Origin of the sequence: Brevundimonas phoenicis (assembly GCF_047237745.1) — a bacterium.
Taxonomy (GTDB): Bacteria; Pseudomonadota; Alphaproteobacteria; order Caulobacterales; family Caulobacteraceae; genus Brevundimonas.
The window spans coordinates 2918927-2943001 of record NZ_JBDFLN010000001.1 but is presented as its reverse complement, the minus strand read 5'-3'; the positions used below and the strand labels follow the sequence as shown (position 1 = coordinate 2943001).

The 24075-nt window shown below is 67.5% G+C and carries 20 protein-coding genes; 11 read left to right on the top strand and 9 right to left on the bottom strand.

The window, feature by feature from the left end; all coding sequences use genetic code 11:
- The first annotated feature begins 18 nt into the window (after positions 1-18).
- Positions 19-1188 carry a class I SAM-dependent methyltransferase gene (locus ABC419_RS14770; protein ID WP_412876976.1) on the top strand — a complete coding sequence of 390 codons (1170 nt, stop codon included), beginning with the start codon at positions 19-21 and terminating at the stop codon, positions 1186-1188.
- 64 nt (positions 1189-1252) lie between these two features.
- Here ABC419_RS14770 and purS read toward each other — a convergent pair whose 3' ends face one another.
- Together purS and purC are read right to left on the bottom strand one after the other, a co-directional pair.
- Positions 1253-1492: a phosphoribosylformylglycinamidine synthase subunit PurS gene (gene purS, locus ABC419_RS14765; RefSeq protein WP_125901729.1), complete on the bottom strand. Its 240-nt coding sequence runs from the start codon at positions 1490-1492 to the stop codon at positions 1253-1255.
- Positions 1492-2250 (bottom strand): phosphoribosylaminoimidazolesuccinocarboxamide synthase, encoded by a 759-nt coding sequence (gene purC / locus ABC419_RS14760; RefSeq protein ID WP_003165779.1) that lies wholly within the window; start codon positions 2248-2250, stop codon positions 1492-1494. The genes purS and purC overlap by 1 nt, the downstream gene beginning before the upstream one ends.
- Positions 2251-2509: 259 nt before the next feature.
- Between purC and ABC419_RS14755 the strand changes: the two genes are divergently transcribed.
- Positions 2510-2833 (top strand): DUF1476 domain-containing protein, encoded by a 324-nt coding sequence (locus tag ABC419_RS14755; RefSeq protein WP_125901728.1) that lies wholly within the window; start codon positions 2510-2512, stop codon positions 2831-2833.
- Positions 2834-2983: 150 nt separating this feature from the next.
- Here the strand turns inward: ABC419_RS14755 and ABC419_RS14750 are convergent, their stop codons facing one another.
- The 4 genes from ABC419_RS14750 to purB form a co-directional block, all read right to left on the bottom strand.
- Positions 2984-3607 carry a fasciclin domain-containing protein gene (locus ABC419_RS14750; protein ID WP_313515837.1) on the bottom strand — a complete coding sequence of 208 codons (624 nt, stop codon included), beginning with the start codon at positions 3605-3607 and terminating at the stop codon, positions 2984-2986.
- Positions 3608-3729: 122 nt separating this feature from the next.
- A complete protein-coding gene (locus ABC419_RS14745; protein WP_412876977.1) occupies positions 3730-4230 on the bottom strand; it encodes a DNA-deoxyinosine glycosylase in 501 nt (166 codons plus the stop codon).
- Positions 4230-4925, bottom strand: coding sequence for a 2OG-Fe(II) oxygenase (locus ABC419_RS14740; RefSeq protein ID WP_412876978.1), 696 nt, complete (start codon positions 4923-4925; stop codon positions 4230-4232). Before ABC419_RS14740 ends, ABC419_RS14745 begins: the two co-directional genes overlap by 1 nt.
- A 42-nt stretch (positions 4926-4967) precedes the next feature.
- Positions 4968-6266 (bottom strand): adenylosuccinate lyase, encoded by a 1299-nt coding sequence (gene purB, locus ABC419_RS14735; protein ID WP_412876979.1) that lies wholly within the window; start codon positions 6264-6266, stop codon positions 4968-4970.
- Positions 6267-6482: 216 nt separating this feature from the next.
- On the opposite strand from purB, the gene ABC419_RS14730 reads away from it, so the two are divergent.
- The gene (locus ABC419_RS14730; protein ID WP_125901722.1) at positions 6483-6803 is read left to right on the top strand and encodes a DMT family transporter; all 321 of its coding nucleotides are present in this window, start codon (positions 6483-6485) and stop codon (positions 6801-6803) included.
- Positions 6804-6830: 27 nt separating this feature from the next.
- Positions 6831-7487, top strand: a complete 657-nt coding sequence (locus ABC419_RS14725) for a glutathione S-transferase (protein WP_412876980.1) — start codon at positions 6831-6833, stop codon at positions 7485-7487.
- A 189-nt stretch (positions 7488-7676) separates the two neighbouring features.
- Here the strand turns inward: ABC419_RS14725 and ABC419_RS14720 are convergent, their stop codons facing one another.
- Together ABC419_RS14720 and ABC419_RS14715 are read right to left on the bottom strand one after the other, a co-directional pair.
- Positions 7677-9380, bottom strand: a complete 1704-nt coding sequence (locus tag ABC419_RS14720) for a lytic transglycosylase domain-containing protein (protein ID WP_412876981.1) — start codon at positions 9378-9380, stop codon at positions 7677-7679.
- Between the two features lie 95 nt (positions 9381-9475).
- A complete protein-coding gene (locus ABC419_RS14715) occupies positions 9476-10297 on the bottom strand; it encodes a uracil-DNA glycosylase (RefSeq protein ID WP_412876982.1) in 822 nt (273 codons plus the stop codon).
- 191 nt (positions 10298-10488) lie between these two features.
- On the opposite strand from ABC419_RS14715, the gene ABC419_RS14710 reads away from it, so the two are divergent.
- From ABC419_RS14710 to ABC419_RS14690, 5 genes are all read left to right on the top strand, one after another.
- Entirely contained in the window at positions 10489-12144 is a 1656-nt protein-coding gene (locus ABC419_RS14710; RefSeq protein ID WP_412878002.1) for an electron transfer flavoprotein-ubiquinone oxidoreductase, read from the top strand.
- A gap of 229 nt (positions 12145-12373) precedes the next feature.
- Positions 12374-14248: a tetratricopeptide repeat protein gene (locus tag ABC419_RS14705; RefSeq protein WP_412876983.1), complete on the top strand. Its 1875-nt coding sequence runs from the start codon at positions 12374-12376 to the stop codon at positions 14246-14248.
- Between the two features lie 7 nt (positions 14249-14255).
- Positions 14256-15155 carry a 4-(cytidine 5'-diphospho)-2-C-methyl-D-erythritol kinase gene (locus tag ABC419_RS14700; RefSeq protein WP_412876984.1) on the top strand — a complete coding sequence of 300 codons (900 nt, stop codon included), beginning with the start codon at positions 14256-14258 and terminating at the stop codon, positions 15153-15155.
- A gap of 35 nt (positions 15156-15190) precedes the next feature.
- Positions 15191-16084 (top strand): hypothetical protein, encoded by an 894-nt coding sequence (locus tag ABC419_RS14695; protein ID WP_412876985.1) that lies wholly within the window; start codon positions 15191-15193, stop codon positions 16082-16084.
- 441 nt (positions 16085-16525) lie between these two features.
- Positions 16526-19726: an autotransporter domain-containing protein gene (locus ABC419_RS14690; protein ID WP_412876986.1), complete on the top strand. Its 3201-nt coding sequence runs from the start codon at positions 16526-16528 to the stop codon at positions 19724-19726.
- A 240-nt stretch (positions 19727-19966) separates the two neighbouring features.
- On the opposite strand, the gene ABC419_RS14685 is transcribed toward ABC419_RS14690, so the two are convergent.
- Positions 19967-20713 carry a polysaccharide deacetylase family protein gene (locus tag ABC419_RS14685; RefSeq protein WP_412876987.1) on the bottom strand — a complete coding sequence of 249 codons (747 nt, stop codon included), beginning with the start codon at positions 20711-20713 and terminating at the stop codon, positions 19967-19969.
- A gap of 111 nt (positions 20714-20824) precedes the next feature.
- On the opposite strand from ABC419_RS14685, the gene ABC419_RS14680 reads away from it, so the two are divergent.
- Both ABC419_RS14680 and glyS read left to right on the top strand, forming a co-directional pair.
- Complete coding sequence (locus ABC419_RS14680) at positions 20825-21724, top strand: glycine--tRNA ligase subunit alpha (RefSeq protein WP_412876988.1); 900 nt, start codon at positions 20825-20827, stop codon at positions 21722-21724.
- Entirely contained in the window at positions 21724-23826 is a 2103-nt protein-coding gene (gene glyS, locus ABC419_RS14675) for a glycine--tRNA ligase subunit beta (RefSeq protein ID WP_412876989.1), read from the top strand. The genes ABC419_RS14680 and glyS overlap by 1 nt, the downstream gene beginning before the upstream one ends.
- Positions 23827-24075 lie beyond the last annotated feature (249 nt).

The window sequence follows — 24075 nt, the reverse complement described above, 5'->3', positions numbered from 1 at the left end:
GATGAGCGGAGGAACGGGATGCTGCAAGCCCTGTTGGACCGAACCTTTCAGACGCGGTCGATCCGGGTGCGGCTTCCGGACGGGCGTGAGCTGACGGCGGGGCCGGGCGAACCGGAACTGACGGCCGTGCTGACGGACATGAAGACCGCCGTCGCCATCGCCGCCAATCCTGACCTGGCCCTGGGCGAAGCCTTCATGGACGGGACATTCCGGATCGAGGGCGGAAGCATCTATGACTTCCTGCAACTGACGACCTCGCAACTGGCGCTTCGGCCGCGCTCGCCCAAGCTGACCTGGATACAGCGGCTCAAGCGCGGGGCGGAGCAGGCCAACGATCGGCTGCACGCGCGCAGCAACGTCAGCCATCACTATGACCTGACGGTCGATTTCTATCGCCTGTTCCTGGACGAAGACCTGCAATACTCCTGCGCCTTCTTCGAGACGCCGGACGCCAGTTTGGAAGAGGCCCAGGTCGCCAAGAAGCGCCGCCTGATCGACAAGCTGCTGCTGGAGCCGGGGCATCGCGCCCTGGACATCGGCGCCGGCTGGGGCGGGCTGGGCCTGTCGATGGTCGAGCGCGGGGCGCGCGTGACCGGCGTCACCCTGTCCACCGAACAGCACCGCACGGCCAATGAACGGGCGACAGCGCTGGGCGTCACCGACCGGGCCGATTTTCGGCTTCAGGACTATCGCGACCTGGATCAGACCTTCGACCGCATCATATCGGTGGGGATGTTCGAGCACGTCGGCGTGCCGAACTATCAGGAGTATTTCGACACGGTCACCCGGCTGTTGGACGACGACGGGGTGGCGGTGATCCATTCCATCGGCCGCAAGTCGCCGCCCAACCGCACCCAGCCGTGGGTGCGCAAATACATCTTCCCCGGCGGCTATATCCCCGCCCTGTCCGAGGTGCTGCCCGCCATCGAGCGCGCGGGCCTGTGGGTCACGGACATGGAGGTGCTGCGTCTGCACTACGCCGAGACCCTGAGGCATTGGCGCGAGCGGTTTCTGGCCCGGCGCGGCGAGGCTCTGGCCATGTATGACGAACGCTTCTGCCGGATGTGGGAGTTCTACCTCGCCGCCAGCGAGGTCGCCTTCCGCGAGCTGGGCCACATGGTGTTCCAGCTTCAACTGACGAAGAAGCAAACGGCCGCGCCGCTGAGCCGGGATTACCTGTGCGGCTAGGTCGGCGGGCATAGAAAAAGGCCGCTCTATCGAGCGGCCTTGATCGTCTGGACCGTCATCGCCCTCAGGCGATTTCGATCCGGTAGCTTTCGATGACTGTATTGGCCAGCAGGGTCTCGCACATGCGCTTGACCTCGGCCTCCTTGTCGGCGACGGCGTCGTCGAGGTCGAACTCGATCAGCTTGCCGACGCGGGCGCCCGAGACGCCGTTCCAGCCCAGGCCCTGCAGGGCGCCTTCGACGGCCTTGCCCTGGACGTCCAGCACGCCGGGCTTGAGGAAGACGTGAACTTTAACCTTGGCCATTAATGCAGCCCTCCCTGAATCACGGTCGGCATGTCCTTCATGATGCCGAGGCGGCGGGCCACCTCGGTGTAGCTTTCGATGACGTCGCCCATGTCGCGGCGGAAGCGGTCCTTGTCCAGCTTCTCGCCCGTGGTCGAATCCCACAGGCGGCACGAGTCGGGGCTGATTTCGTCGGCCAGGATGACGCGGGCGAAGTCGTTCTCCCACACGCGGCCGAACTCGATCTTGAAGTCCACCAGGGTGATGCCGACAGCGCCGAACATGCCGCACAGATAGTCGTTCACCCGCACCGTCATGGCCAGGATGTCGTCCAGCTCCTGCGTCGTGGCCCAGTTGAACGCGGTGATGTGCTCTTCGGTCACCATCGGGTCGTTCAGCTCATCCTTCTTGTAGTAGAATTCGATGATCGAACGGGGCAGGGGCGTGCCCTCTTCCTGGCCCAGGCGCTGGGCCAGCGAGCCGGCGACGACGTTGCGGCACACCACTTCCAGCGGAATGATCTCGACTTCGCGGATCAGCTGCTCGCGCAGGTTCAGGCGCTTGATGAAGTGGTTGGTCACGCCGATCGAGTTCAGGCGCGACATGATGAATTCGCTGATGCGGTTATTGATGACGCCCTTGCCTTCCAGGGTCGCCTTCTTCTGCGCGTTGAAGGCGGTTGCGTCGTCCTTGAAATACTGGATCAGCGTGCCCGGCTCGGGCCCCTCGTACAGGATCTTGGCCTTGCCCTCGTAGAGCTTCTTGCGCTTGGTGTTCATCTTTGGGCCCCGGGGGGAAGGAAACGGACGGCCTCAAAACGAAAAACGCGCGGCCCGAAGGTCGGGGCGGCGCGGTTCCTGAATCGACGGCGGCTATATAGAACCACGCGCCCTTTAGCCGAAGGGCGTCTGTGACACAAATATCCTGAAGCGACCCTGCGTCAGCCTACGCGACCGAAGTCTGGTTGCGTTCGGTCGCGCCGGGGGCCATAGAGCCGTTTGCGGACAAGACTCGTCCGTGACTGGAGTTACGACGCGCATGACGACCTTCGACGATCGGGAACAGGCCTTTGAGGCCAAATACGCCCTCGATCAGGAACAGGAATTCAAGGCCATCGCGCGTCGCAACAAGATGCTGGGCCTTTGGGCTGCCGAGAAGATGGGCCTGTCGCCTGAGAGCGCCGAGCAATACGCCGCCGCCGTGGTCCGCGCCGACTTCGAACAGCCGGGCGAGGAAGACGTCTTCCGCAAGGTGGCCGGCGATTTCAAGGCTTCGGGCATGACGGTGTCCGAGGGCGAGTTGCGCTCCAAGATGGACGAACTGGCCTCGATCGCGCGCGAACAGATCCGGGCGGGCGAATAACCGCATCGCAATCGAATGACACAAGGGCCGCAACCGGCGACGGTTGCGGCCCTTCTTCGATCTGCCTCCCGCCGGGGAAACGGAAGGGACCGGAGGCGCCGGGGCGCATCCGAACAACGCGCCCGCGGCCGGTCGGTTCGATCCGATGTCCTATTTCGGCATCAGCACCGTGTCGACGATGTGAACCACCCCATTCGACTGGGCCACGTCGGCCTGGGTGATGGTCGAGGTTCCGCCCTTGGCGTCGGTGATCCGCCACTGACCGCCGCCGGCGTCCTTGACCGTCAGCTTCTCGCCCTGAACCGTGGTCAGGGTGGCGGTTCCGCCGTTGGCCTGGGCCTGGGCGGCGATGTCGGCGGCCGTCAGGCGGCCGGGCACGACGTGATAGGTCAGCAGCTTGGTCAGCGCCGCCTTTTGGGCCGGCTGCATCCAGCCCTCGCGCGTGGCGGCGGGAATTTTCTCGAAGGCGGCGTTGTCGGGGGCGAAGACAGTGAAGGGGCCGGCCCCCTGCAACCGTTCCGTCAGGCCGGCGGTCTGGATCGCGCTGACCAGGGTAGTCAGGTTCGGAGCCTTGGCGGCGTTGGCGACGATATTGTCGGACGGGTTCATGGCCACGCCGCCGACCATCGGCTCGGTCGTGGCGGGGGCTGCTGACGGGGCCGGGGTCTCGACGGGTGCGGGCTCCTTCTTGGCGTCGTTTTGACCGCAGGCGGCCAGCGCCAGCAGGGCGACGGTCGAAACAGCCGCAAACGCGGCGGTGCGATAGGTCGTCATGGCTTCTCTCCTTCGGTGAACGGGCGGCGCCCGCGTCGGAGGGGATTACGGCTCAGACCCGAAAAAGGATGCGGCGGGCGTCAAATTTTCCGGCGCGGCCCGTGAACGGGCGGCTTCGTCGGTCAATCCAGACAGGCGTTCAGGACGGACCATCGGCCCAGCTTTTCCTCGAACGGACGCGCGTGGGCGGGGCTGGAGGAGGGCAGGTCGATCAACTCGGCCGTTGTGGCGCCTTCCAGCATGGGGCGCCCGGCGCGCGCCGCCTTTCCGCCGTTGAAAGCCACGGCGCGCAAGGCCGGAAGTCGGTTCGTCAGGGCGATCAAGTCGGCGACCTGAGGGTTGCGGATGGCTGCGTCCAGGCTGCCCCGCCGCTCAGCTGACGCGATCACGTCCCAGAGCCCCACGCCGTGCGTCCACAGGGTCTCCAGCCGCGCCTCATAGGGCACGGTGATCAGATCCGCCCCGATCACCGCCCCGATTAGCCGCCAGAAGGCGTTGCGCGGATGGGCGTAATACTGCGCCGCCCTCAGCGAGGCGTCGCCGGGCAGGCTGCCGAGGATCAGCAGGCGGGTGCGCTCATCGACGACGGGGGGGAAGGCCTGTTTCGTTGCGACGAGGGACATCACCCCTTGTCTCTGAGCCAGCCGACGATCGAGAGGCGAGGCGCCTTGGCGTAGCCGGCCACCGGGGCGACCGAGTGCGGCTGCGGCACGCGGAACAGCGTCAACGTATTCCAGCGCGGGGCGTAGCCTCGTTGGATGTCGCCGTTCTCGTCATGAAAAAGAAGTTGCCCGCCCCAGTCTTCGCGCCAGCGTCGTGTGAAACCGAGGGTGTAGGCGGTCAAGCGATTGCTCGGCTCCGAACCCACGTCGGTGTGCAGGCCGATGAAGTCGCCTGGACGGTAATAGGTCGCCTGGGAGTCCGCTTTGACGACTTGGGGCTGGCCGGTGACGCGCGCGCCGAACTCGATGAAGGCGGGACTGGTCAGGAATTCTGTCAGGGCGTGGATGGGGTGGCCTGGATCTCGCCTTTCCAGATAGGCGGTCAGCATCGGATAGCACCGGTAGAGAAAGCCGTAGCCGTCCCCGGTGCGGTCAAGCATGGCCTTTAACGCCTGCCGTAGTTGGTCATGATCCGCGCTTTTGAGTTGATCGGCCGTCAGAGCCTTGGGACCGCCCGCGTCCTGGTACGCCATCCCCCAGGGCGTATGCTGTTCAAGTATCTGCGTCAGATACTCAGCTGTCTCCGGCTCGAAGATGTTGGCGATCTGAACGATGCCGTGTTCCAGGTAGGCGCGCGCAAGCCGCCCCTCGTCCAAAGCTGGGTTCAGTCTGAGGACGAGGGATTTGTTCATGTCAGTTCAGCTTCCGAACACCCGCTGGAACACCACGTCCACGTTCTTCGTATGGTAGCCGAGGTCGAACAGGGCCTCCAGCTCGTCGTGGGGCAGGGTGACGCGCGGGTCGGCCTTCAGGAAGTCGATGAAGACGCCTTCGCCGCGCCAGACCTTCATGGCGTTCTCCTGAACCGCCGCATAGGCGTCCTCGCGCGAGACGCCCGCCTGGGTCAGGGCCAGCATGACCCGTTGCGAGAAGACCAGGCCGCCCAGACGGTCGAGGTTCTTCTGCATGTTCTCAGGGTAGACGTTCAGGCGCTCGATGACGCCCGCCAGACGGTGCAGGGCGAAGTCCAGGTGGATGGTGGCGTCCGGGCCGATGCCGCGCTCGACCGAGGAGTGGCTGATGTCCCGCTCGTGCCACAGGGCGACGTTCTCCATCGCCGGGGTCACGGCCGAGCGGACCAGACGGGCCAGGCCCGTCAGGTTCTCGGTCAGGATCGGGTTGCGCTTGTGTGGCATGGCCGACGAGCCCTTCTGACCCTTGTCGAAGAACTCCTCGGCTTCGAGGACTTCCGTGCGCTGCAGGTGGCGGATTTCGACGGCCAGACGCTCGACCGAGGAGGCGACGACGCCCAGGGCGGCGAAGTAGGCGGCGTGGCGGTCGCGCGGGATCACCTGGGTCGAGACCGGCTCGACGCTGAGGCCCATCTGGTCGGCGACGTATTGTTCAACGGCCGGATCGACGTTGGCGAAGGTGCCGACGGCGCCCGAGATGGCGCAGGTGGCGATTTCTTCACGGGCCGTGATCAGGCGGCGCTTGGCGCGCTGGAACTCGGCGTGATAGCCGGCCAGCTTCAGGCCGAAGGTCACCGGCTCGGCGTGGATGCCGTGCGAGCGGCCCACGGTCGGGGTGTATTTGTGCTCCTTGGCGCGGGTCTCCAGCGCGGCCAGGACGCGATCAACGCCGTCCAGCAGCAGGTCGGTCGAGCGCGCCAGCTGCACCGCGAAACAGGTGTCCAGCACGTCCGAAGAGGTCATGCCCTGGTGCAGGAAGCGGGCTTCCTCGCCGACGATTTCGGCGACGTGGGTCAGGAAGGCGATGACGTCGTGCTTGGTGGTGCGCTCGATCTCGTCGATGCGGTCGGCGTCGAAGGTCGCGTCCTTGCCGTTGGCCCAGATGGCCTCGGCCGATTCCTTCGGGATCACGCCCAGCTCGGCCATCTTGGTGGCGGCGTGGGCCTCGATCTCGAACCAGATCTTGTACTTGGTCTCTTGCGACCAGATGGCGACGGCGTCGGGGCGGGAATAGCGCGTGATCATGGACCGGTCGTGTCGTGCGCGAGGGGCCATGAGTCAAGGTTCGCCGTGCGGGAATGGAGGCTTTTGGGCATCACCGGCGACCGGATCGACGGCGCGGCGTGTGGAAACCTTGACTTGCCGCGCTCCTGTCCCAAATAGGGCGCGCTCAGAGGACGACCTCTCCCATCAGTGGGCATGACGCTGGGACGACCCGGCATGCCATGCAAGGAGCACGTCATGGCCTGGATTTTCCTTCTTCTCGCCGGTCTGTTCGAGATCGTCTGGGCCTTCCTGATGAAGGCCTCCGAGGGCTTCACCAAGCCCTGGCCGACCATCGGCACCATCGGTTTCATGATCATCAGCTTCGGCCTGTTGTCGATCTCGATGAAGACGTTGCCGCTGGGCACGGCCTATGTGATCTGGACCGGCATCGGCGCCGTCGGCGCCTTCGTCGTCGGCATCGCCGTCCTGGGCGAGCCTATTACGCCGATGCGCGTCATCGGCGCCGTGCTGATCGTCAGCGGCCTGGTTGTGCTGAAGCTCGCCTCCAGCCATTAATCACGGCGACAGCCTCGGAGCTTCGCCATGGAACTGATCGTCGGGCCGCGCCTCTTCTCCACCTGGTCCCTGCGGCCGTGGCTGGTGTTGAGGCGCGCAGGCGCCGTCTTCGACACGCGCGAGGTCTGGTATCGCTCCGAGGCTGAAAAAGCTGAACTGCGACGTCTGTCGCCCTCGGGCTTCGTGCCGCTGCTGAAGGTCGAGGACGAGACGATCTGGGACACCCTGTCCATCAGCGAATGGGCGGCCGAACGCTATCCCGAGGCGCATCTGTGGCCGGTCGATCCGATCGCGCGCGCCCTGGCCCGTTCGGCGACGGCCGAGATGCACTCCGGCTTCCACGCCCTGCGCGACCTGTGCGGCATGGGGCCGGATCATCCGATGGCCGGGGATGCGCGCAGCTCGGCGCCGTCCGATCCGGGGCTGGACCGCGACCTGGCGCGTCTGGTCGCATTGTGGTCGCAGATGCGCGAACGCTTCGGCGCGGGCGGGCCGTGGCTGTTCGGCGACTGGTCGATCGCCGACGCCTTCTTCACGCCCGTGGCGGCGCGGGTGCGCCACTATCAGATCGACCTGTCGGCCCACGGCGACGACGGGACGGCCGCCGCCTATGTCGCCGCCCTTCTGGCCCAGCCGCACTTCCGCGAGTGGGAAGCGGCGGCGCTGTCATCTAACGTTGATTAACCGATCCTGAGAACGCGGGTTTAAGAGAGCGGACTTACAGTCCAGCTTGTTCTCGAGGGGGCGGAGCCATGCGTACGATCAGCAGAAACACCGACTGGGCGCGCACGGCGCGCGCCTATGTCTTGGCGGCGGTCGTTCTGGCCCTGGTCTGGGCTTCACTGGCGTCCCTGATGATCTGAAGCTCGCGCTTCAGCGCGAGCCGCCGCCCAGCACTGCCTCGGCCACCTGCAAGGGCGCAGGGGCGGGCGGGACGTAATCCAGGCGGATCGGCACGGCGCGCGCGCCCGAGGCCACGGCGTCCAGCGTCTTCACCGGCCCGCCCATCATGCGCTGATAGATCCAGTAGGCCGCGACGACCTTCTCGACGTATTCGCGCGCCTGAGGCACGTCGATGGTCTCGATCAGCAGCAGCGGATCGGCGTCGGCGCCCAGCTTGCGGATCGCCGCCAGCATCGGCCCCGGCCCGGCGTTGTACGAGGCCACCGCCTTCAGCAGGTCGCCCTGGAAGGATTCGATCTGGAACAGGCGGTTCACATAGTCCTGACCCAGCTTCATGTTCACCGCCGGGTCCAGCAGGCGCTGGGGCGTGCGGACATAGCCCTGGTCGCCGGTCATGTGGGCGGCCGTGGTCGGCATCACCTGCATAAGCCCATAGGCGCCGGCGCCGGAACGGGCGCTGGCGTTGAAGTCCGTCTCCTTGCGCGCGATGGCGTAGACGAGGGCCCTCTCAATGGTGAAACCGCCCATCGGCTGCAGGTCCGGCATCGGATAGCGGACGGCGTCGATGCGGCTGGCCTCAGACTGGGCGGCGCGGCCGGGCGCGACCAGGCGATACAGGCCGACCCACATCTGGCGCGCGGCGCTGTCGCCGCTGGCGGCGCGCAGGCCGTTGCGGGCCGCCTGTTCGGCGTCGTTGCGGCGGCCGACTTCATACAGGGCGACGGTGCGGCGGGCGTCCTCGTCCGAGCGGATGAAGGCGTTGAGCGCGCGCGCATCCACGCCGATCGGCTCGGGCGTGAAGGAAGCGCGCTGCAGCGTCGCCTCATAGGGGCGGGGCCCCTGGTTCTCGATCACCGGCTCCTCGCCCAGTTGGCGTAGGGCGATCTGGCCGTAGAAGGTGGCCGGCCAGCGCGCGGCTTGGCGCAGGTATTCGTTCACGCGGTCCTGTCGGCCCGACTGGCCCGCCGCTCGCGCCGCCCAGAAGGCGCCGCCCGAACGGACCCACGGATCCTCGGTCGGATCCTGGGCGACGTGCTCGAAGGCCTGGAAGGCGTCGGCGTGCTGCTCCATGCGCCAGGCGGCCAGACCCGCCGTCCACCAATCGCCGATCCGCTGGCCCGTGGCGTAGGCGCCGGCCAGGTCGTCGTTGTTCAGGGCTACGCGCGCGGCCTTGGCCGGGTCGTTGACGCCGCCGTCGCCGGGACCGGTCAGGCTGGCCCAGGTGCGGGTCAGCAGGCCGCCGGGACGCTTGGGCTCGGCCGCGCCGTCAGGCAGACGCCGCATCGCCAGGGTATAGACGCGCTCGGCCATCGGCAGGTCGGAATAGGTCTCGAGCCAGGCCGCCAGCTCGTCATAGGTGGCGACGTGGCTGGGGTGGAACAGGCGCTCGAACTCGACCTGACCCAGCAGGACGCGATCCTTGGCCTGACGCGCCGAGGCGCGGGCCAGCTCCAGGTCGCCGCGACGCAGGGCGTCGAAAGCGGTGGTGTAGCTGAGCCGGTCCTCGCTGCTCAGCGCCGTGGGCGACGGCGAGGCGTCTGCGCCAGAGTCTGCACCAGCGGCGACATAGGGTCGAGAGGTATCGACATCTTCAGCCTGGGCTGCGGTCGCAGCAAGGGCGCAAAGCGCGAAGGCGAACAGAGACGCACGACGCGTCCGGCGGAAAGAATACATGACGCGGCGGCCCCCTTCGTCGGCGTCGGCCCCGTCTCGATCCGGGATTCTGCGACGCTCTGCGGACTGGTCTCCAAGAGTCCAGGATGCCTGAATCAGGCGCCCGGCTCAACCACTTCGCCGCGCAGGCGAGCGGACAAATCTAGAATGTCCTTCCAAACCAAACCCTTGGCCTGCGGCTGACGTAGCAGGAAGGCGGGATGGAGGGTGGCCATGACGGGGGCGGCAATTCCGCCTTCGGACAATCGCCATTCACGCCATTGGCCGCGCGTCCGCATGATGCCGTCGTCGGTCTTCAGCACGGCCTTGGCCGCCGCCGCCCCGACCAGCAGCACCGCCTTGGGCTTCAGCAGGGCCGCGGCGCGCTCAAGGAAGGGGGCGCAGACCGCCTGTTCCTGCGGCGTCGGGGTGCGGTTGCCGGGCGTCTTCCAGAAGACGGTGTTGGTGATGAAGGCGCCGTCCAGCAGGCCCGCCGCCATCAGGATGCGGTCCAGCAGCTGGCCCGCCTGGCCGACGAAGGGCTGACCGCGCACGTCTTCCTCGGCGCCGGGGCCTTCGCCGACGATCATCAGCGACCCTTGCGGATTGCCGCGCGCGAAGACGGACTGCCTGGCGCCCATGGCGCGCAGGGGGCAGCCCTCGAAGGCGGCGATGGCCTCGGCCAGTTCGTCCAGGGTGGCGGCCGCCGCCGCAAGGCGACGCGCTTCGGCCGCCGCTTCGCCGGGCGCGGGCGCGGCGCCGGGCGCGGCGCCGGGGGCGCGCAGGGGCGTGATCGTGGCCGGACCCTTGGCCGCGACGGGGGCGACGAAGACGGTGCGGTCGACCGGCTCCGCCTCGAAACAGGCGTCCACGCCTGCGTCGCGCCAGAAGGCGAACAGGGCCTCTGCGGCAGCCATGTCGAGGGAAGGGGCGTTCATGAAGCTATAGGCAATAGGCCTTGACCGCCCCCGCGTCACCTCCCGATAAGGCGGATAACCACGACGACAACGAGGATTCAGGGGACATGGCCGAGGAAATGATCGAAGGCGGCGCCAAGAACGCATGGCAGGAAGCCGTCATCGACAACCTGCCGCCGCTCGAGGCCCTGGCGGGCGTCGAGCGCGAGGTCATGGAATATGACGTCGTCATCGTCGGCGGCGGCCCCGCCGGCCTGTCCGCCGCCATCCGCCTGAAACAGCGGGCCGAGAAGGATGGGAAGGAGATTTCCGTCGCCGTGCTCGAGAAATCGGCCGAGATCGGCGGCCACGTCCTGTCGGGCGCGGTCATCGACCCGAAGGCGCTGAACGAGCTGTTCCCCGACTGGAAGGAACGCGGCGCCCCGCTGGAGACGCCGGTGACCAAGGACAAGTTCCTGGTCCTGGGTCCGCAAGGGCAGGCGTCCCTGCCGATGTTCGCCATGCCGTCCTTCATGCACAATGACGGCTGCTACATCGCCTCGCTGGGCAATGTCGCGCGCTGGATGGCCGAACAGGCGGAAGCCCTGGGCGTCGAAGTCTATCCCGGCATGGCCGCCAGCCATGTCGTCTGGGAAGAAGAAACCGGCCGGGTGAAGGGCGTCGTCGCCGGCGTCTTCGGCATCGACCGCGAGGGCAAGCCGACCGGCGAGTTCCAGCCGGGCCTTGAACTGCACGGCAAATACGTCTTCATCGCCGAGGGCGTGCGCGGCTCGCTCGCCAAGACCATCATGGCCCGCCACAACCTGTGCGACGCCGCCGATCCGCAGAAGTTCGGCATCGGCCTGAAGGAACTTTGGCAGATCCCGGCCGAGAAGCACCAGCCCGGCCTGGTCCAGCACACCACCGGCTGGCCGCTGGACGACAAGACGGGCGGCGGGTCGTTCCTGTATCACTTCGGCGATCGCTATGTGTCTGTCGGCTTCGTCGTCCACCTGAACTACAGGAACCCCTTCCTGTCGCCGTTCGACGAGTTCCAGCAGTTCAAGCACCACCCGGCCATCGCCGAGCATCTCGAGGGCGGCACCCGCGTCTCCTACGGCGCCCGCGCCATCACCGAGGGCGGCTTCCAGTCGGTGCCCAAGCTGGCCTTCCCCGGCGGCGCCCTGATCGGCTGTTCGGCGGGCTTTGTGAACGTGCCGCGCATCAAGGGCAGCCACAACGCCATGAAGACCGGCATGCTGGCCGCCGACGCCGCCTATGACGCTGTCATGGAAGGTCGCGAAGGCGACGTGCTGAGCGCCTATCAGGCCGCATACCTGCGCTCGTGGGTCTATAAGGAGCTGAAGATCGTCCGCAACGCCAAGCCGCTGCTGTCCAAGCTGGGCACTATGATGGGCGGGGCGGTCGGCATGTTCGACCTTTGGGTCAACCACCTGACGGGCGGCTTCTCCTTCTTCGGCACCATGCGCCACGGCAAGACCGACGCGGCCTCGACCGAGCCCGCCTCGCAGCACAAGCCGATCTTCTACCCCAAGCCGGACGGGAAGCTGTCGTTCGACAAGCTGTCGAGCGTCTTCATCTCCAACACTAACCACGCCGAGGACCAGCCCGCGCACCTGAAGCTGCTGGACCCGTCCGTGCCGATCAGCGTCAACCTGCCGAAGTACGGCGAGCCCGCGCGGCTGTATTGCCCGGCCGGGGTGTACGAGGTCGTCTATGCGGACGAGGCGAACCGCGCCGATCCGCGTTTCGTCATCAACGCCCAGAACTGCGTCCACTGCAAAACCTGCGACATCAAGGATCCGTCGCAGAACATCGTCTGGACCACGCCCGAAGGCGGTGGCGGCCCGAACTATCCGAACATGTAAGCCAGCGATTCTCCCTCCCCTTCATGGGGAGGGTGGCTGAGGCCGTCAGGCCGAAGCCGGGTGGGGACGCTGAGGCAAATCAAGCGCCGCGTCCTGTATCAACTAGCCCTCCCCACCCGGTCGTCGCTTCGCTCCGACCACCCTCCCCATGAAGGGGAGGGAGAAGTGTTGTGCGGCTTTTCCCGCACATGATCTTGCGGGCGAAAGGGAAAGCGTGAAGGGTCCGGCCATGCGTTTCGTCTCTTCTCGTCCTGTTCTGTTCCTGGCGGCTTCCGCCCTTGCGCTGTCGCTGGCCGCGCCGTCCTTGGCGCAGGAGGCTCCCGAGCCCGCGCCGGAAACCCCGGCCGAAGACGCGCAGGACGCACAAGCACAGGATGCCGAGCCGAACGGCGACCCGGTTCCGCACATCATCATCGCCGATGAGCCGGAAACGCCCGAGGAACCCAAGGTCACGCCCATTCCCGCCGAATGGGCGCCGATCCCTCTGGACGCCGAGAAGAACAGCGCCTTCGGCCTCTATCTGGCGGGCCGCAACGCCCTGACCAGCGGCGAGAGCGCAGTCGGCGCCGACTATCTCAGCCGCGTCTACGCCCTGACGCCGGAACAGCCGCGCGTGCGCGAACAGGCCTTTACCGCCGCGCTTCTGGCCGGCGATCTGGACGAGGCGGGCCGCATCGCCCCCACCGATCCCGAGGTGTCGCCCGTCATCGTCCAGGCGGGGCGTTTGGTGCAGGCGGTACAGACCTATGCCGGCGGGGACGCCCGCCGCGCCAATGCTGAGTTGAAGGTCGCCCCGGTGGGCGAGCCGCATGACCGCGCTGGTTTCTATGTTCAGGCCTGGATCGCCGCCGCCGCTGGGGACTGGGACCGCGCGCTTGCCATGCCGCCGGCCGAATTCGATCCTGTCAGCGCCTTGGTGGCGCGCGGTAACCGGGCCCGCCTGCTGGAGCAGCGTCGTCGTTATGATGAAGCCGACGCCGAGTGGCGCGACCTGACCAGCCACGCCCTGGCCGGGGCTTTGTTCCGCCAATCCTATGGCGAGTTCCTGGAGCGGCGAGGCCGTCGCGACGACGCCTTGGTCCAGTATGACGCGGCCGTCACGGCTCGTACCGCCGACCGCCGTGTCATGGAAGGGCGCGAACGGGTGCTGTCCAAGGCGCGTCCGCCGGCCTTGCTGAACTTCCGCGAGGGGGCGGCTCAGGCCCTGCGCACCGCTGCGGATCAGATGATCGCCCAGCGCGCCTATGAATTCGGCGCCGTCTATCTGCGCCTGGCTCAGAATCTGGCTCCCAGCGACAATACCCAGTTGCTCATCGGCCAGACCTTGATCCAGGGCGGGATCGAGCCCGCCGGCCGCGCCGCCCTGGCTCACGTCAGCGAGGCCTCGCCTGCGATCTACGCCGCCGCGCGCGTGCAGATGGCGATCAGCCTGTCCAAGACCGGCCTTGACGACGAAGCCTTGGTCGAACTCCGCCGGGCGGCTTCGGTGCGACCTGACGAAGCCACGGTGGCCTATATGCTGGCCAGCCAGCTGCTGCAGATGGAGCGGCGGGAGGAGGCTTTGGAGCTCCTGAACGGTCCGCTGCTGAATACGGCGGATCAGGGCTATGAGACCCACTTCCTGCGCGGCGCCGCCTATGAGGCTCTGGATCAGGACGCGCAGGCCGAAGCCGAACTGTGGGCCGCCCTGCAGATGCAGCCCGACAATCCGACCTTGCTGAACTACCTCGGTTATCTGTGGGTCGATACCGGGACGCGCGTCGCCGAGGGGGCGGCCATGATCGCCAGGGCTCACGCCGCGGATCCCAAGGACGGCAACATTCAGGACTCGCTCGGCTGGGCTCAGTTCCGCCAGGGGCAGTATGAGGCGGCGGTGGTCAATCTGGAGGGCGCGGTCGACAAGGAGCCCGCCAACGCCGAGATCAACGACCACCTGGGCGACGCCTACTGGGCCGTGGGTCGTCAGCGCGAGGCGGGCTTCCAGTGGAACCGCGTCCTGACGCTGGAGGTCGACGACAAGCGCCGCGGCGAGGTCGAGGCCAAGCTGCGCGACCGGTTGAATCAGAATCCGACCGGGGATCACGGCCTGGGTTCGGACGACTGACGCCGCCATGTCTGTTTCCGATGTTCTGAGCGGCCTGGCGCCGGCCAAGATCAATCTGTTGCTGCATGTCGGGCCGGTGCGGGCCGACGGCTATCATCCGCTGGTCAGCCTGGCCGTCTTCGCCGATGTCGGCGACCGGGTGACGGTGCGCCGCGCCGAGGCCCTGTCGCTGAGGGTCGAGGGACCGTTCGCCGCCGGTCTGGACGGGGAGGGCGACAATCTGATCCTCAAGGCCCTGCGCGCCCTGGGCGAGGCGGCCGGGATCGGCGATCCGCCGGTGGCCGTGACCTTGGACAAGCGTCTGCCCATCGCCGCCGGTCTGGGCGGAGGTTCGGCAGACGCAGGGGCGGTCCTGCGACTGACGGCGCGCCTGCTGGGCCTCGATCTGACGGAAAGCGCGCTGGAGCGTCTGGCCCTGGCCGCCGGGGCGGACGGCCCCATGTGCCTGCGCGCGCGCCCGGCCTGGGCGTCGGGCGTCGGCGAGGCGCTCGAAGACGAGCCGCGCCTGCCCACGCTGCACGGCGTGCTGCTGAACCCCGGCCTGCTGTCGCCGACGGGGGCGATCTATCGCGCCTATGACGCCGCACCCGCCGGGGATGCGGATCGGCCGTCGGGGCCCGCCGACTGGTCCGTCCCCTCCGTCATCGACTGGCTGTCGGCCCAGCGGAACGATCTGGAGGCGCCCGCCCTGGCGGTCACGCCGGGCATCGAAGAGGCGCTGAGCGCCATGCGCGCCGCGCCGGGCTGTCGGCTGACGCGGATGTCGGGATCGGGCGCGACGGTCTTCGGCCTGTTCGATGATCGTGCGGCGGCGATCGAGGCGGCCTTCGCGCTTGATAGGCCAGGCTGGTGGTCGCGGCCGGTGGTGCTGGGCGCGCCGGATATCGAACCGCGTGCGGTTATTTAACCGGATTTACAGCCCCTGCGGCCAAGCTGGCGGCCATGACCCAGCTCTCGCCCGAACAGACCGCCGCCTTTGAACGCGCCCTGTCGCGCCTTTCGCCCGCCGATCGCGCCCGCGTGGACGAGATCAAGGACGCCGCCGCCCGCGCCGCCGCCGAGGTCGCCCCGCACTGGGATTTCGAACTGGCCGCCCGCACCGTCGACGGTCTGCTGGGCGAGGGCGCGAACGACGACCAGAGGCGCGGCCTGATCGCCGCCTGGGGGCTGGAGCTGCCCGGCCGCATCGCCGCCGAGCGCCTGCCGCAGGCCGTGCTGGCGGGCTATCCGACCTATGTGGACCGGCTCGCCGCCTATCTGGACAGCGGGGCGGACCCGTATGATCCCGACTTCTGGGCCAAGGACGTGCGGGTGTCCCTGGCGCTCAGCGTGCCGGGCAGCAACACTCAGATGCTGGACCTGTCCTCGCCCGTTGGGCCGGGGCTGGTCGTGCGGCACATGTTGGGCGGGCGCGGCCCCGGCCCCCTGATCGCCTGGGTCCAGGCGGGCGGCTGGCGGCCCTGGCTTGAGACGCACACCGAGGCGCGCGACTTGTCGGATTTCAACGAAGCGGGCTGGGAGCGGAACTGGGCCGCCGCCGCCGCCCTGTTGAAGACGCGGCCGGAACTGGCGGGCGTCATCGGCTCCAGTTGGTTCTTCGATCCGCCGCTGGAGACCATCAGCCCGCGCCTGACCTACCTGCGCGCCACGCCGACGAAGAACGGCGCCTTCATGATCCATCAGGGCGGGGGCGAGATCCACGACGAGCGCGCCTCGACCTCCTCGCCCACCCGCAAGGCGATGATCGAGTCGGGCGAGTACAGCGCCTGCTCCTGGCTGCTGTGCTGGCCGCGCAGGTCGTTGATCCGTTGGGCCGAGACGCAGGGACGGATCTGACGTCGCCATGATGGCTTCACTCGGAACATCTGCGACATTTTAGCGCGTCCCTGTGTTGCGATGTCGAGGCGACGGGCGTGATTTCGCGAGTTGGACCGGCGTTTTGTCGCGAAGGGCGCCGGCGGGGCTAGAAATTCCAATTTTGGCGCGTTGAAGCGTGGCCGTTTCGAAAACTCCTTTTTGTGAAGAAGAATCTGCGTTCCACGATTGACAGTAGGCGGAAGTTTCCGTCTCAAATGGGGCCGGGAGGAGCGACGTGAATCGGCGGTCAGGGGACCGTCGGGCGTACGCAGCCTTCCTCAATAACCATTGTCGTTGTGGGGGATTATGATCAACGCGTTCAAGGCCGGACTTCTTGTTGCGGTCGCCGGTTCCGCCCTTGTGTGGGCGAGTGATGTTTCCGCTCAGACGAGTGTTACGCCGCCGCCGGGCGGGTTCTACATGGCGGACGGGTCGCGCACTGCGGACTACGACGCGGCGCTGACGTCCTGGCGCGAAGACGCCCAGTTCTCGGTCGACTACTCCAAGGCCTATCTGGGGCTTGAGCACGCCTACGCCCTGGGTCTGACGGGCAAGGGCTTGACGGTCGGCGTCAATGACGCGGGCGTCTACATGGACCACCCGCTGTTCGGCGGCGCAGGCAAGATCAAGGGCTTGAACACAGTCGTCTCTGACGACTACGGCAACGACGGCCGCATCAACCCGCGTCGTCGCTGGGAAGGCCACGGCACCCACGTCGCCGGCACCATCGGCGGCGCCCGCATCGAAGGCGAGGCCATGTTCGGCAACGCCTTCGGCGCCAACATCTATTCGGCCACGACCAATTTCGCCGCCGGCGACTTCCTTTGGTACCGCGACGTCTTCATCAACGGCGATATCGTCAGCACGGCCCAGACCAACATCGTTGATCTGGCCGCCACGGGCGAGGTGCGGATCATCAACAACAGCTGGGGTTCGAGCAACACCCTGCCCTACAATGCGTCCGAGGCGGTGGTGCGCCAGGCCTTCGGCCCCCGCAGCAACTACGGCGACTTCTACAAGCCGGTGCTCGACAACGACGTCCTAGTCGTCTTCTCGGCGGGTAACGGCTACGGGGTTCACGCCGGCATCGACGCCGCCGCGCCCATGTTCGATCCGCGTCTGCGCTCCAACTGGCTGTCCGTCGCCAACTACACAAGCGACCTGACGCCCAGCGCCTCGACCAGCTTCTGCGGCCAGACCGCGACCTGGTGCGTTGCAGGACCGGGCCATCAGATCGTTTCGTCGGTGCCGGGTTATGACTTCAGCCTGAACGCCATCGCTGCAATCTACCGTCCGGCGGACTATCGCCCGCTTTATACGGCGACGAGCGTTGCGGCGCTGCAGACCGCTTCGGTGAACCGCTTCCTGGGCGAGCTGAACACCTATCTGACGAACAAGCGCGCCGCCGCCGCCGCCGGGCGCCCGTTCGACGAGGCCGCCGCGCGTCGTCGCGTGGCCGAAGAGGCCGTCGCCATCACCCTGATCTCCGGCGGTCGTCTGGGCGATCCGAACGGCTTCACCGCTCAGCTCGCGGGTCTGCTGACCTCGACCAACAACATGGCCCTTCTGACGCCGGACTTCTCGTCCGACGTGCTGACCCAGGCTAACGCCCTGCTGATGCAGCGCCTGGAGACGCTGATCACATACACGGGGCCGGGCTATGAGGCCTATACGGGCACCTCGATGGCGGCGCCGAACATCTCGGGCTTCGCGGCCCTGCTGATGGAGCACTTCCCCGAATACGACACGGCCCTGATCGGCGACATCCTGGTGTCCAGCTCGCTGGACCTGGACACGCCTGGGGTGGACCTGAAGTCGGGCTGGGGCGCGCCTCAGATGCAGGTCGCGCTGCAAGGCCCGACGGCCCTGCGCGACGTCCGCGACGTCGATGTCCGCGTCGGCACGGTGGACGTGTGGAGCAACGACATCGGCGACGCCCGTGATCGTTATTCGGCCGAGGTTCTGGCCTCCTACCCCGACGACATCGGCGGCATCGTCAAGAAGGGCGGCGGCGAGCTGATCCTGACGGGTGCCAACGACTACAGCGGCGTCACCCGCGTCGAGGGCGGTCTGCTGACCGTCAACGGCAGCCTGATCAACTCGGCCTCGACCGTGGCTGAGCTGGGCATGCTGGGCGGCGTTGGTCGTCTGGCCGGTCTGACCGTCGAGAAGGGCGGCGTTCTGGCGCCGGGCGGCTCGGGCAATCTGTTCGGTACGCTGACGGTCGCCGACGACGCCGTATTCAAGGCCGGTTCCTATCTGTGGATCCGCTCGAACGTGAACGGCGCGGCGCACTCTCGTCTCGCGGTGGAAGGCAAGACCACGCTGGAAGGCGGCGAGGTCATCGTGAAGGCCGACCAGGGCAACTGGAACCTGCGTACCCGCATGAACATCCTGCAGTCGGCGGGCGGCGTCACCGGAACCTTCACGGGCGCCAAGAGCGATCTGGCCTTCCTGACGCCGATGCTGACTTACAGCGCCAGCACCGTGCATCTGACGCTGGCGCGCAACGACGTCACCATCGCCTCGGTCGGGACCACCCCGAACCAGAAGGCGCTGGGCGGCGCCCTGGACGTCATGACCGCCTCGGCCATGACCAATCCGCCGGCTGGCCGCAACACGGCTCTGGAAGACGCCATCCTGGACGGCAGCGCCGACAACGTCCGCGCGGCTCTGAACAGCCTGACGGGCGAGGTTCACGCCACCCTGGCGGGCGTCGCTTCGGGCGACTCGCGCTTCATCCGCGACGCCATGCTGACGCGCGGCCGTAACGGCACGACCGAGGCGACCGACGGCCGCGGCGTCGCCGTCTGGGCCTCGGGCGTCTTCGGCAGCGGACGTCAGGACAACGGCGAACTGGCCGGCTTCCGCAGCGAGGCCACCGGCTATCTGGCCGGTGTCGAGAAGACGCTGAACGGCCGCGCCCACATCGGCGTCGCCGTCGGTGAGAGCCAGTCGGAAATCCGCGCCAACCGTCTGCGTTCGACGGGCGAGGTCAAGACCCAGCACATCGGCGTCTACGGCGCCGCGACGCTGGGCGGCTTCGACTTCCGTCTGGGCGGCGCCTGGATGGATTCGCGCACCCGCACCGACCGTTCGGCCTCGCTGAACCGCTTCAACGAGCAACTGACCGGCCGCTATGACGGCGAAGCCTGGCAGGCCTACGGCGAAGTGTCGTGGCGCAAGTCGGTCATGGCCTCGACCGTGCTGGAGCCGTATCTGAACTACACCCGCGTCGAATATGATGCGGACGTGGTCGAGCGCGGCGGCGACGCGGCCCTGTCGGGCGACGTCTCCCAGACCTCGGACCTGCTGACGGCGGGTCTGCGCTCTGAGACGCATCTGGCGGGCGGCAACGGCCGTCCGGCGCTGTCGGCGATCGGCCACCTGGCCTGGACCGAAGACCTGAGCGGCGACGGCCCCGTGTTCAACGCGGCCTTCTCGGACGGTCCGGTGTTCCGCGTCGAAGGCGCCGACCTGAACTCGGGCGCGCTGCAGGCGGGCCTGGGCTTCAACATCGAGGCGTCCAAGTCGACCAACATCGAGGTCGGCTACTCGGGTGTCTTCAACGACGACTACAAGGACCACCGCCTGACCGGCCGCGTCAGCTTCCGGTTCTGATAAGGCGGGCGTCGGGGCTTCGGCCCCGGCGATCCTGACGGACAGACGCCGTCGCCCTCAGCGGGCGGCGGCGTTTTTCTTTGGGCGGCGCATGCTGAAACCGCTCATCCCGGCGGACGCCGGAATCCAGTGCTTTGGCTACCAACTCCAAGGCGGATAGCTGGCTCGCTCACCTCAGACGGCCGCGCGGGAGGCTCTTACTGAATCCCGGCGTCCGCCGGGATGAGCGGTAAGGAAGATTCAGACGCCGCCCAATCGCTCCCACGCCTCGCCGACCGGCAGGATCTCCAGCCCCGCCGCCTTGGCCAGGCGGATCAGGCGGTCCAGGTCTTCGGGCGTGCAGCCGTAGGGGGTGGGATCGCTCTCGACGTCATGGCCATAGGCGATCAGCCAGCCGGGCGCCTCGGCCGCGCGGGCGACCAGAGCCTCTAGGTCGTAGTGGGGCAGGCGGCGCGACTCCAGACCGATGGCCTGCAGATTGGCCCGGTCGGCGCTCCCGGCGTTGACCCCGTCGCGCACGCCGCGCCCCAGCAGGAACCGCTCGTCGATCACCGTCTTGGCGCCCAGGGCCACGTCGCCGAAGGGCCAGGCGAAGGTGGTCATGACGTGGCCGTCCAGCCGCTCGGCGACCCACTCGGCGTTTCTCGCCAGTTGGTCCGTCAACTGGGCGGGGCTCAGGCGCAGGGCGCTGACGTGGTCGAAGGTGTGGCAGCCGACTTCGTGCCCGGCCTCGTGCGCGGCCTGCAGGTGTTCGACCTCGAACTGGGCCTTGCCGATGTTCTCGCCGCCGCACAGGCCGCCCGCGACGTAATAGGTCGCCTTGATCCCGTGCTCGGCCAGGATCGGCCCTGCCTCGGTCCAGGCGCTGGCCGGGAAGTCGTCGAAGCTGAGGCTGAGAATCCCGCGCGCAGGCGCGACCGTCACCGGTCTGACGCCCATATAGCGCGCCGCCCGGCGGCGCATCTGATCGATCCGTTGCTGCATCATGGGCGCCTTCTAGCGCAGATGCGCTTGCAGAAGGGTGAAGGATTGCACCGCCTCGCCTTGCTGGCGAAGCGTGGCGGCCCTATGGTCCGCGCCTCCCGAAATCGGACCGAAATGTCGACCGTGGCCGCTGCTGAACCTCTCTCGTTTCAGGACTTGATCCTGACCCTGCACCACTATTGGAGCGAGCAGGGCTGCGCCATCCTGCAGCCCTATGACATCGAAGTCGGCGCCGGCACCCTGCACCCTGCGACCGTCTTGCGCGCCCTCGGTCCCAAGCCGTGGAAGGCCGCCTATGTCCAGCCGTCGCGCCGCCCCGGCGACGGCCGATACGGCGAGAACCCCAACCGGCTGCAGCACTACTACCAGTATCAGGTCATCCTGAAGCCGAACCCCGACAACCTGCAGGAGCTGTATCTCAACTCCCTGCGCGCCATCGGCATCGACCCCAGCCTGCACGACATCCGCTTCGTCGAGGACGACTGGGAAAACCCCACCGTCGGCGCCTGGGGGCTGGGCTGGGAGGTCTGGTGCGACGGCATGGAGGTAACGCAGTTCACCTATTTCCAGGGCGTCGGCGGCATCGAGGTCGACGTGGTCTCGGGCGAGCTGACCTACGGGCTGGAGCGTCTGGCCATGTATGTTCAGGGCGTCGACAACGTCTATGACCTGAAGTTCAACAAGGAGGGCCTGACCTATGGCGAAGTCTTCCTCGAGAACGAGCGCCAGCAGTCGGAAGCCAACTTCCACGGCTATGACGTCGCCGCGCTGAAGCGCCGTTTCGAGGACATGGAGCGCGAGGCCGCCCACTTCCTGACCATGAAGGGGCCGCAGGGGCAGCCGCTGGTGCTGGCGGCCTATGACCAGGTGCTTAAGGCCTCGCACCTGTTCAACCTGATGGACGCCCGCGGCGCCATCGCCGTCGCCGAACGCCAGAGCTACATCGGCCGCATCCGCGACCTGTGCAAAGCCTGCGCCCTCGCTCAAGTCGAACACGAACGGGCGACCGCCTGATGTCCCAGCTTCTTCTCGAAATCTTCTGCGAAGAAATCCCTGCCCGTATGCAGCCCGGCGCCGCGCGCGACCTGGAGCGCATGGCGTCCGACCGTCTGAAGGCCGCGGGCCTGACGTGGGACGCACTGACGACCTACGCCGGGCCGCGCCGCCTGACGCTGGTGATCGACGGCCTGCCCGCCGCCACGCCCGACCGCAATGAAGAGCTGAAGGGCCCGAAGACCTCGGCGCCCGCACAGGCGCTGGAAGGCTTCCTGCGCAAGACCGGCCTGACGCAGGACCAGCTGGTCGAGCGCGACGGCGTCTGGTTCGCCGAGATCAGCAGCAAGGGCCGCGCGACCACCGAGGTCGTGGCTGAGAGCGTCGACGACATCATCCGCCATTTCCCCTGGCCCAAGTCGATGCGCTGGGGCACGGGAACCCTGCGCTGGGTGCGGCCGATCAAGCGCATTCTGGCCCTGTACGACGGGGCGGTGATCCCGTTCGAGGTCGACGGCATCCAGAGCGGCGACGTGACCGAGGGCCACCGCTTCATGGGCGCGGGCCAGCCGTTCGCGGTCAAGGACTTCGCCGACTATCGCGCCAAGCTGGAGCGCAACTTCGTCCTGCTGGACGCCGCCGACCGCAAGCTGCGCATCCTCGAAGGCGCCAAGGCCGTGTGCGCGGCCAGGGGGCTGGCCCTGGTCGATGACGACGGCCTGCTGGACGAGGTGTCGGGCCTGGCCGAATGGCCGACCCCGATCCTGGGCGACATGGACCCGCAGTTCCTGGCCCTGCCGCCGGAAGTGGTCCAACTGTCGATGAAGGTGCACCAGAAGTATTTCGCCGTGCGCGAACCGGGCAAGGAAGGCCTGGCCCCCCACTTCGTCGTCGTCGCCAACGTCGAGGCGACCGACGGCGGCGCGGCCCTGGCCGCAGGCAACGCCAAGGTGCTGTCGGCCCGTCTCAGCGACGCGGAGTTCTTCTGGACCGAGGACCAGAAGGTCGGCTTCGACGCCTGGAACGCCAAGCTGAAGGACGTCACCTTCCACGCCAAGCTGGGCACGCTGGCCGAGCGCGTGGACCGCATCGCGGCGCTGGCGCGCGAGATCGCCCCGCTGGTCGGCGCCGACCCGGCTCAGGCCGAACAGGCCGCGCGCCTGTCCAAGGTCGACCTGGCCTCGGGCATGGTGGGCGAGTTCCCGGAACTGCAGGGGATCATGGGCGGCTACTACGCCCGTCTGGCCGGTCAGCCCGACGCCGTGGCCGACGCCATCCGCGACCACTACAAGCCGCAGGGACCGGGCGACACCGTCCCGACCGCCCCGGTCACGGTCGCCGTCGCCATGGCGGAAAAGCTGGACACCCTGGTCGGCTTCTTCGCCATCGACGAAAAGCCCACGGGCTCGAAGGATCCCTATGCGCTGCGCCGCGCGGCGCTGGGCGTGATCCGGTTGGTGCTGGAAGCGAAGCGTCCGGTTGCCCTGCGTAGTTTGTTGGTCGGCGTAACGCAGCGAAACGAGATCAATCACAACTGGTCGCGTCACGCGCCCGCCTTCAATCAAGACAAGACGCTGGGTGGCCACGCAGAGGCGGTCGCCAACGACCTCCTCGCCTTCTTCGCTGATCGCCTAACCGTCCTGCTGCGCGACAAGGGCCAGCGTCATGACCTCGTGGCCGCCGTCTTTGCGCTGGGCGACGACGATCTGGTGCGGATCGTGCGTCGGGTGGAGGCGCTGGCCGCCTTCCTGGCGACGGACGACGGGGCGAACCTGCTGGCGGGCTACAAGCGCGCCGCCCAGCTGCTCAAGGCCGAGGAGAAGAAGGGGCCGCTGCCGGAGGGCGCCGTCGCCACCGGCCTGCCGAACCAGCCGGCGGAAGAGACCGCCCTGGCCTTCGCCGCCGCCGCCGCCGCCTCGGCCGTGGACGCCGCGCTGGAGGCCGAGGACTTCGCCGCCGCCATGACGGCGCTGGCCGCCCTGCGCGGTCCGGTGGACGCCTTCTTCACCGCCGTCATGGTCAACTCCGACGTGGCCGACGAGCGCGAAAACCGCCTGAAGCTGCTGGTTCAGGTGCGCGGCGTCATGAACCGCGTCGCCGACTTCGGTCAGATTGCGGGCTGACGCGCTCAAGCAGCCGAAGGCGTTCGCGCACAAAAATCGTCCTTCTCCCCTTGTGAGAGAAGCCGATTGACTAGGAAAACTGGGTGATTACGCTGAAAAATCAACGCACGAACACCGCGCTCACCCGACAACTCAAACCTCGCCCATTTACCGAACCACCGCTGGAACCACCTCCGCATTTGTGAGCCGCATCAATCTGAAACGGCCTAGCGAAACTACCAAATTCAAGCGCACCCGTCCAACGGATAG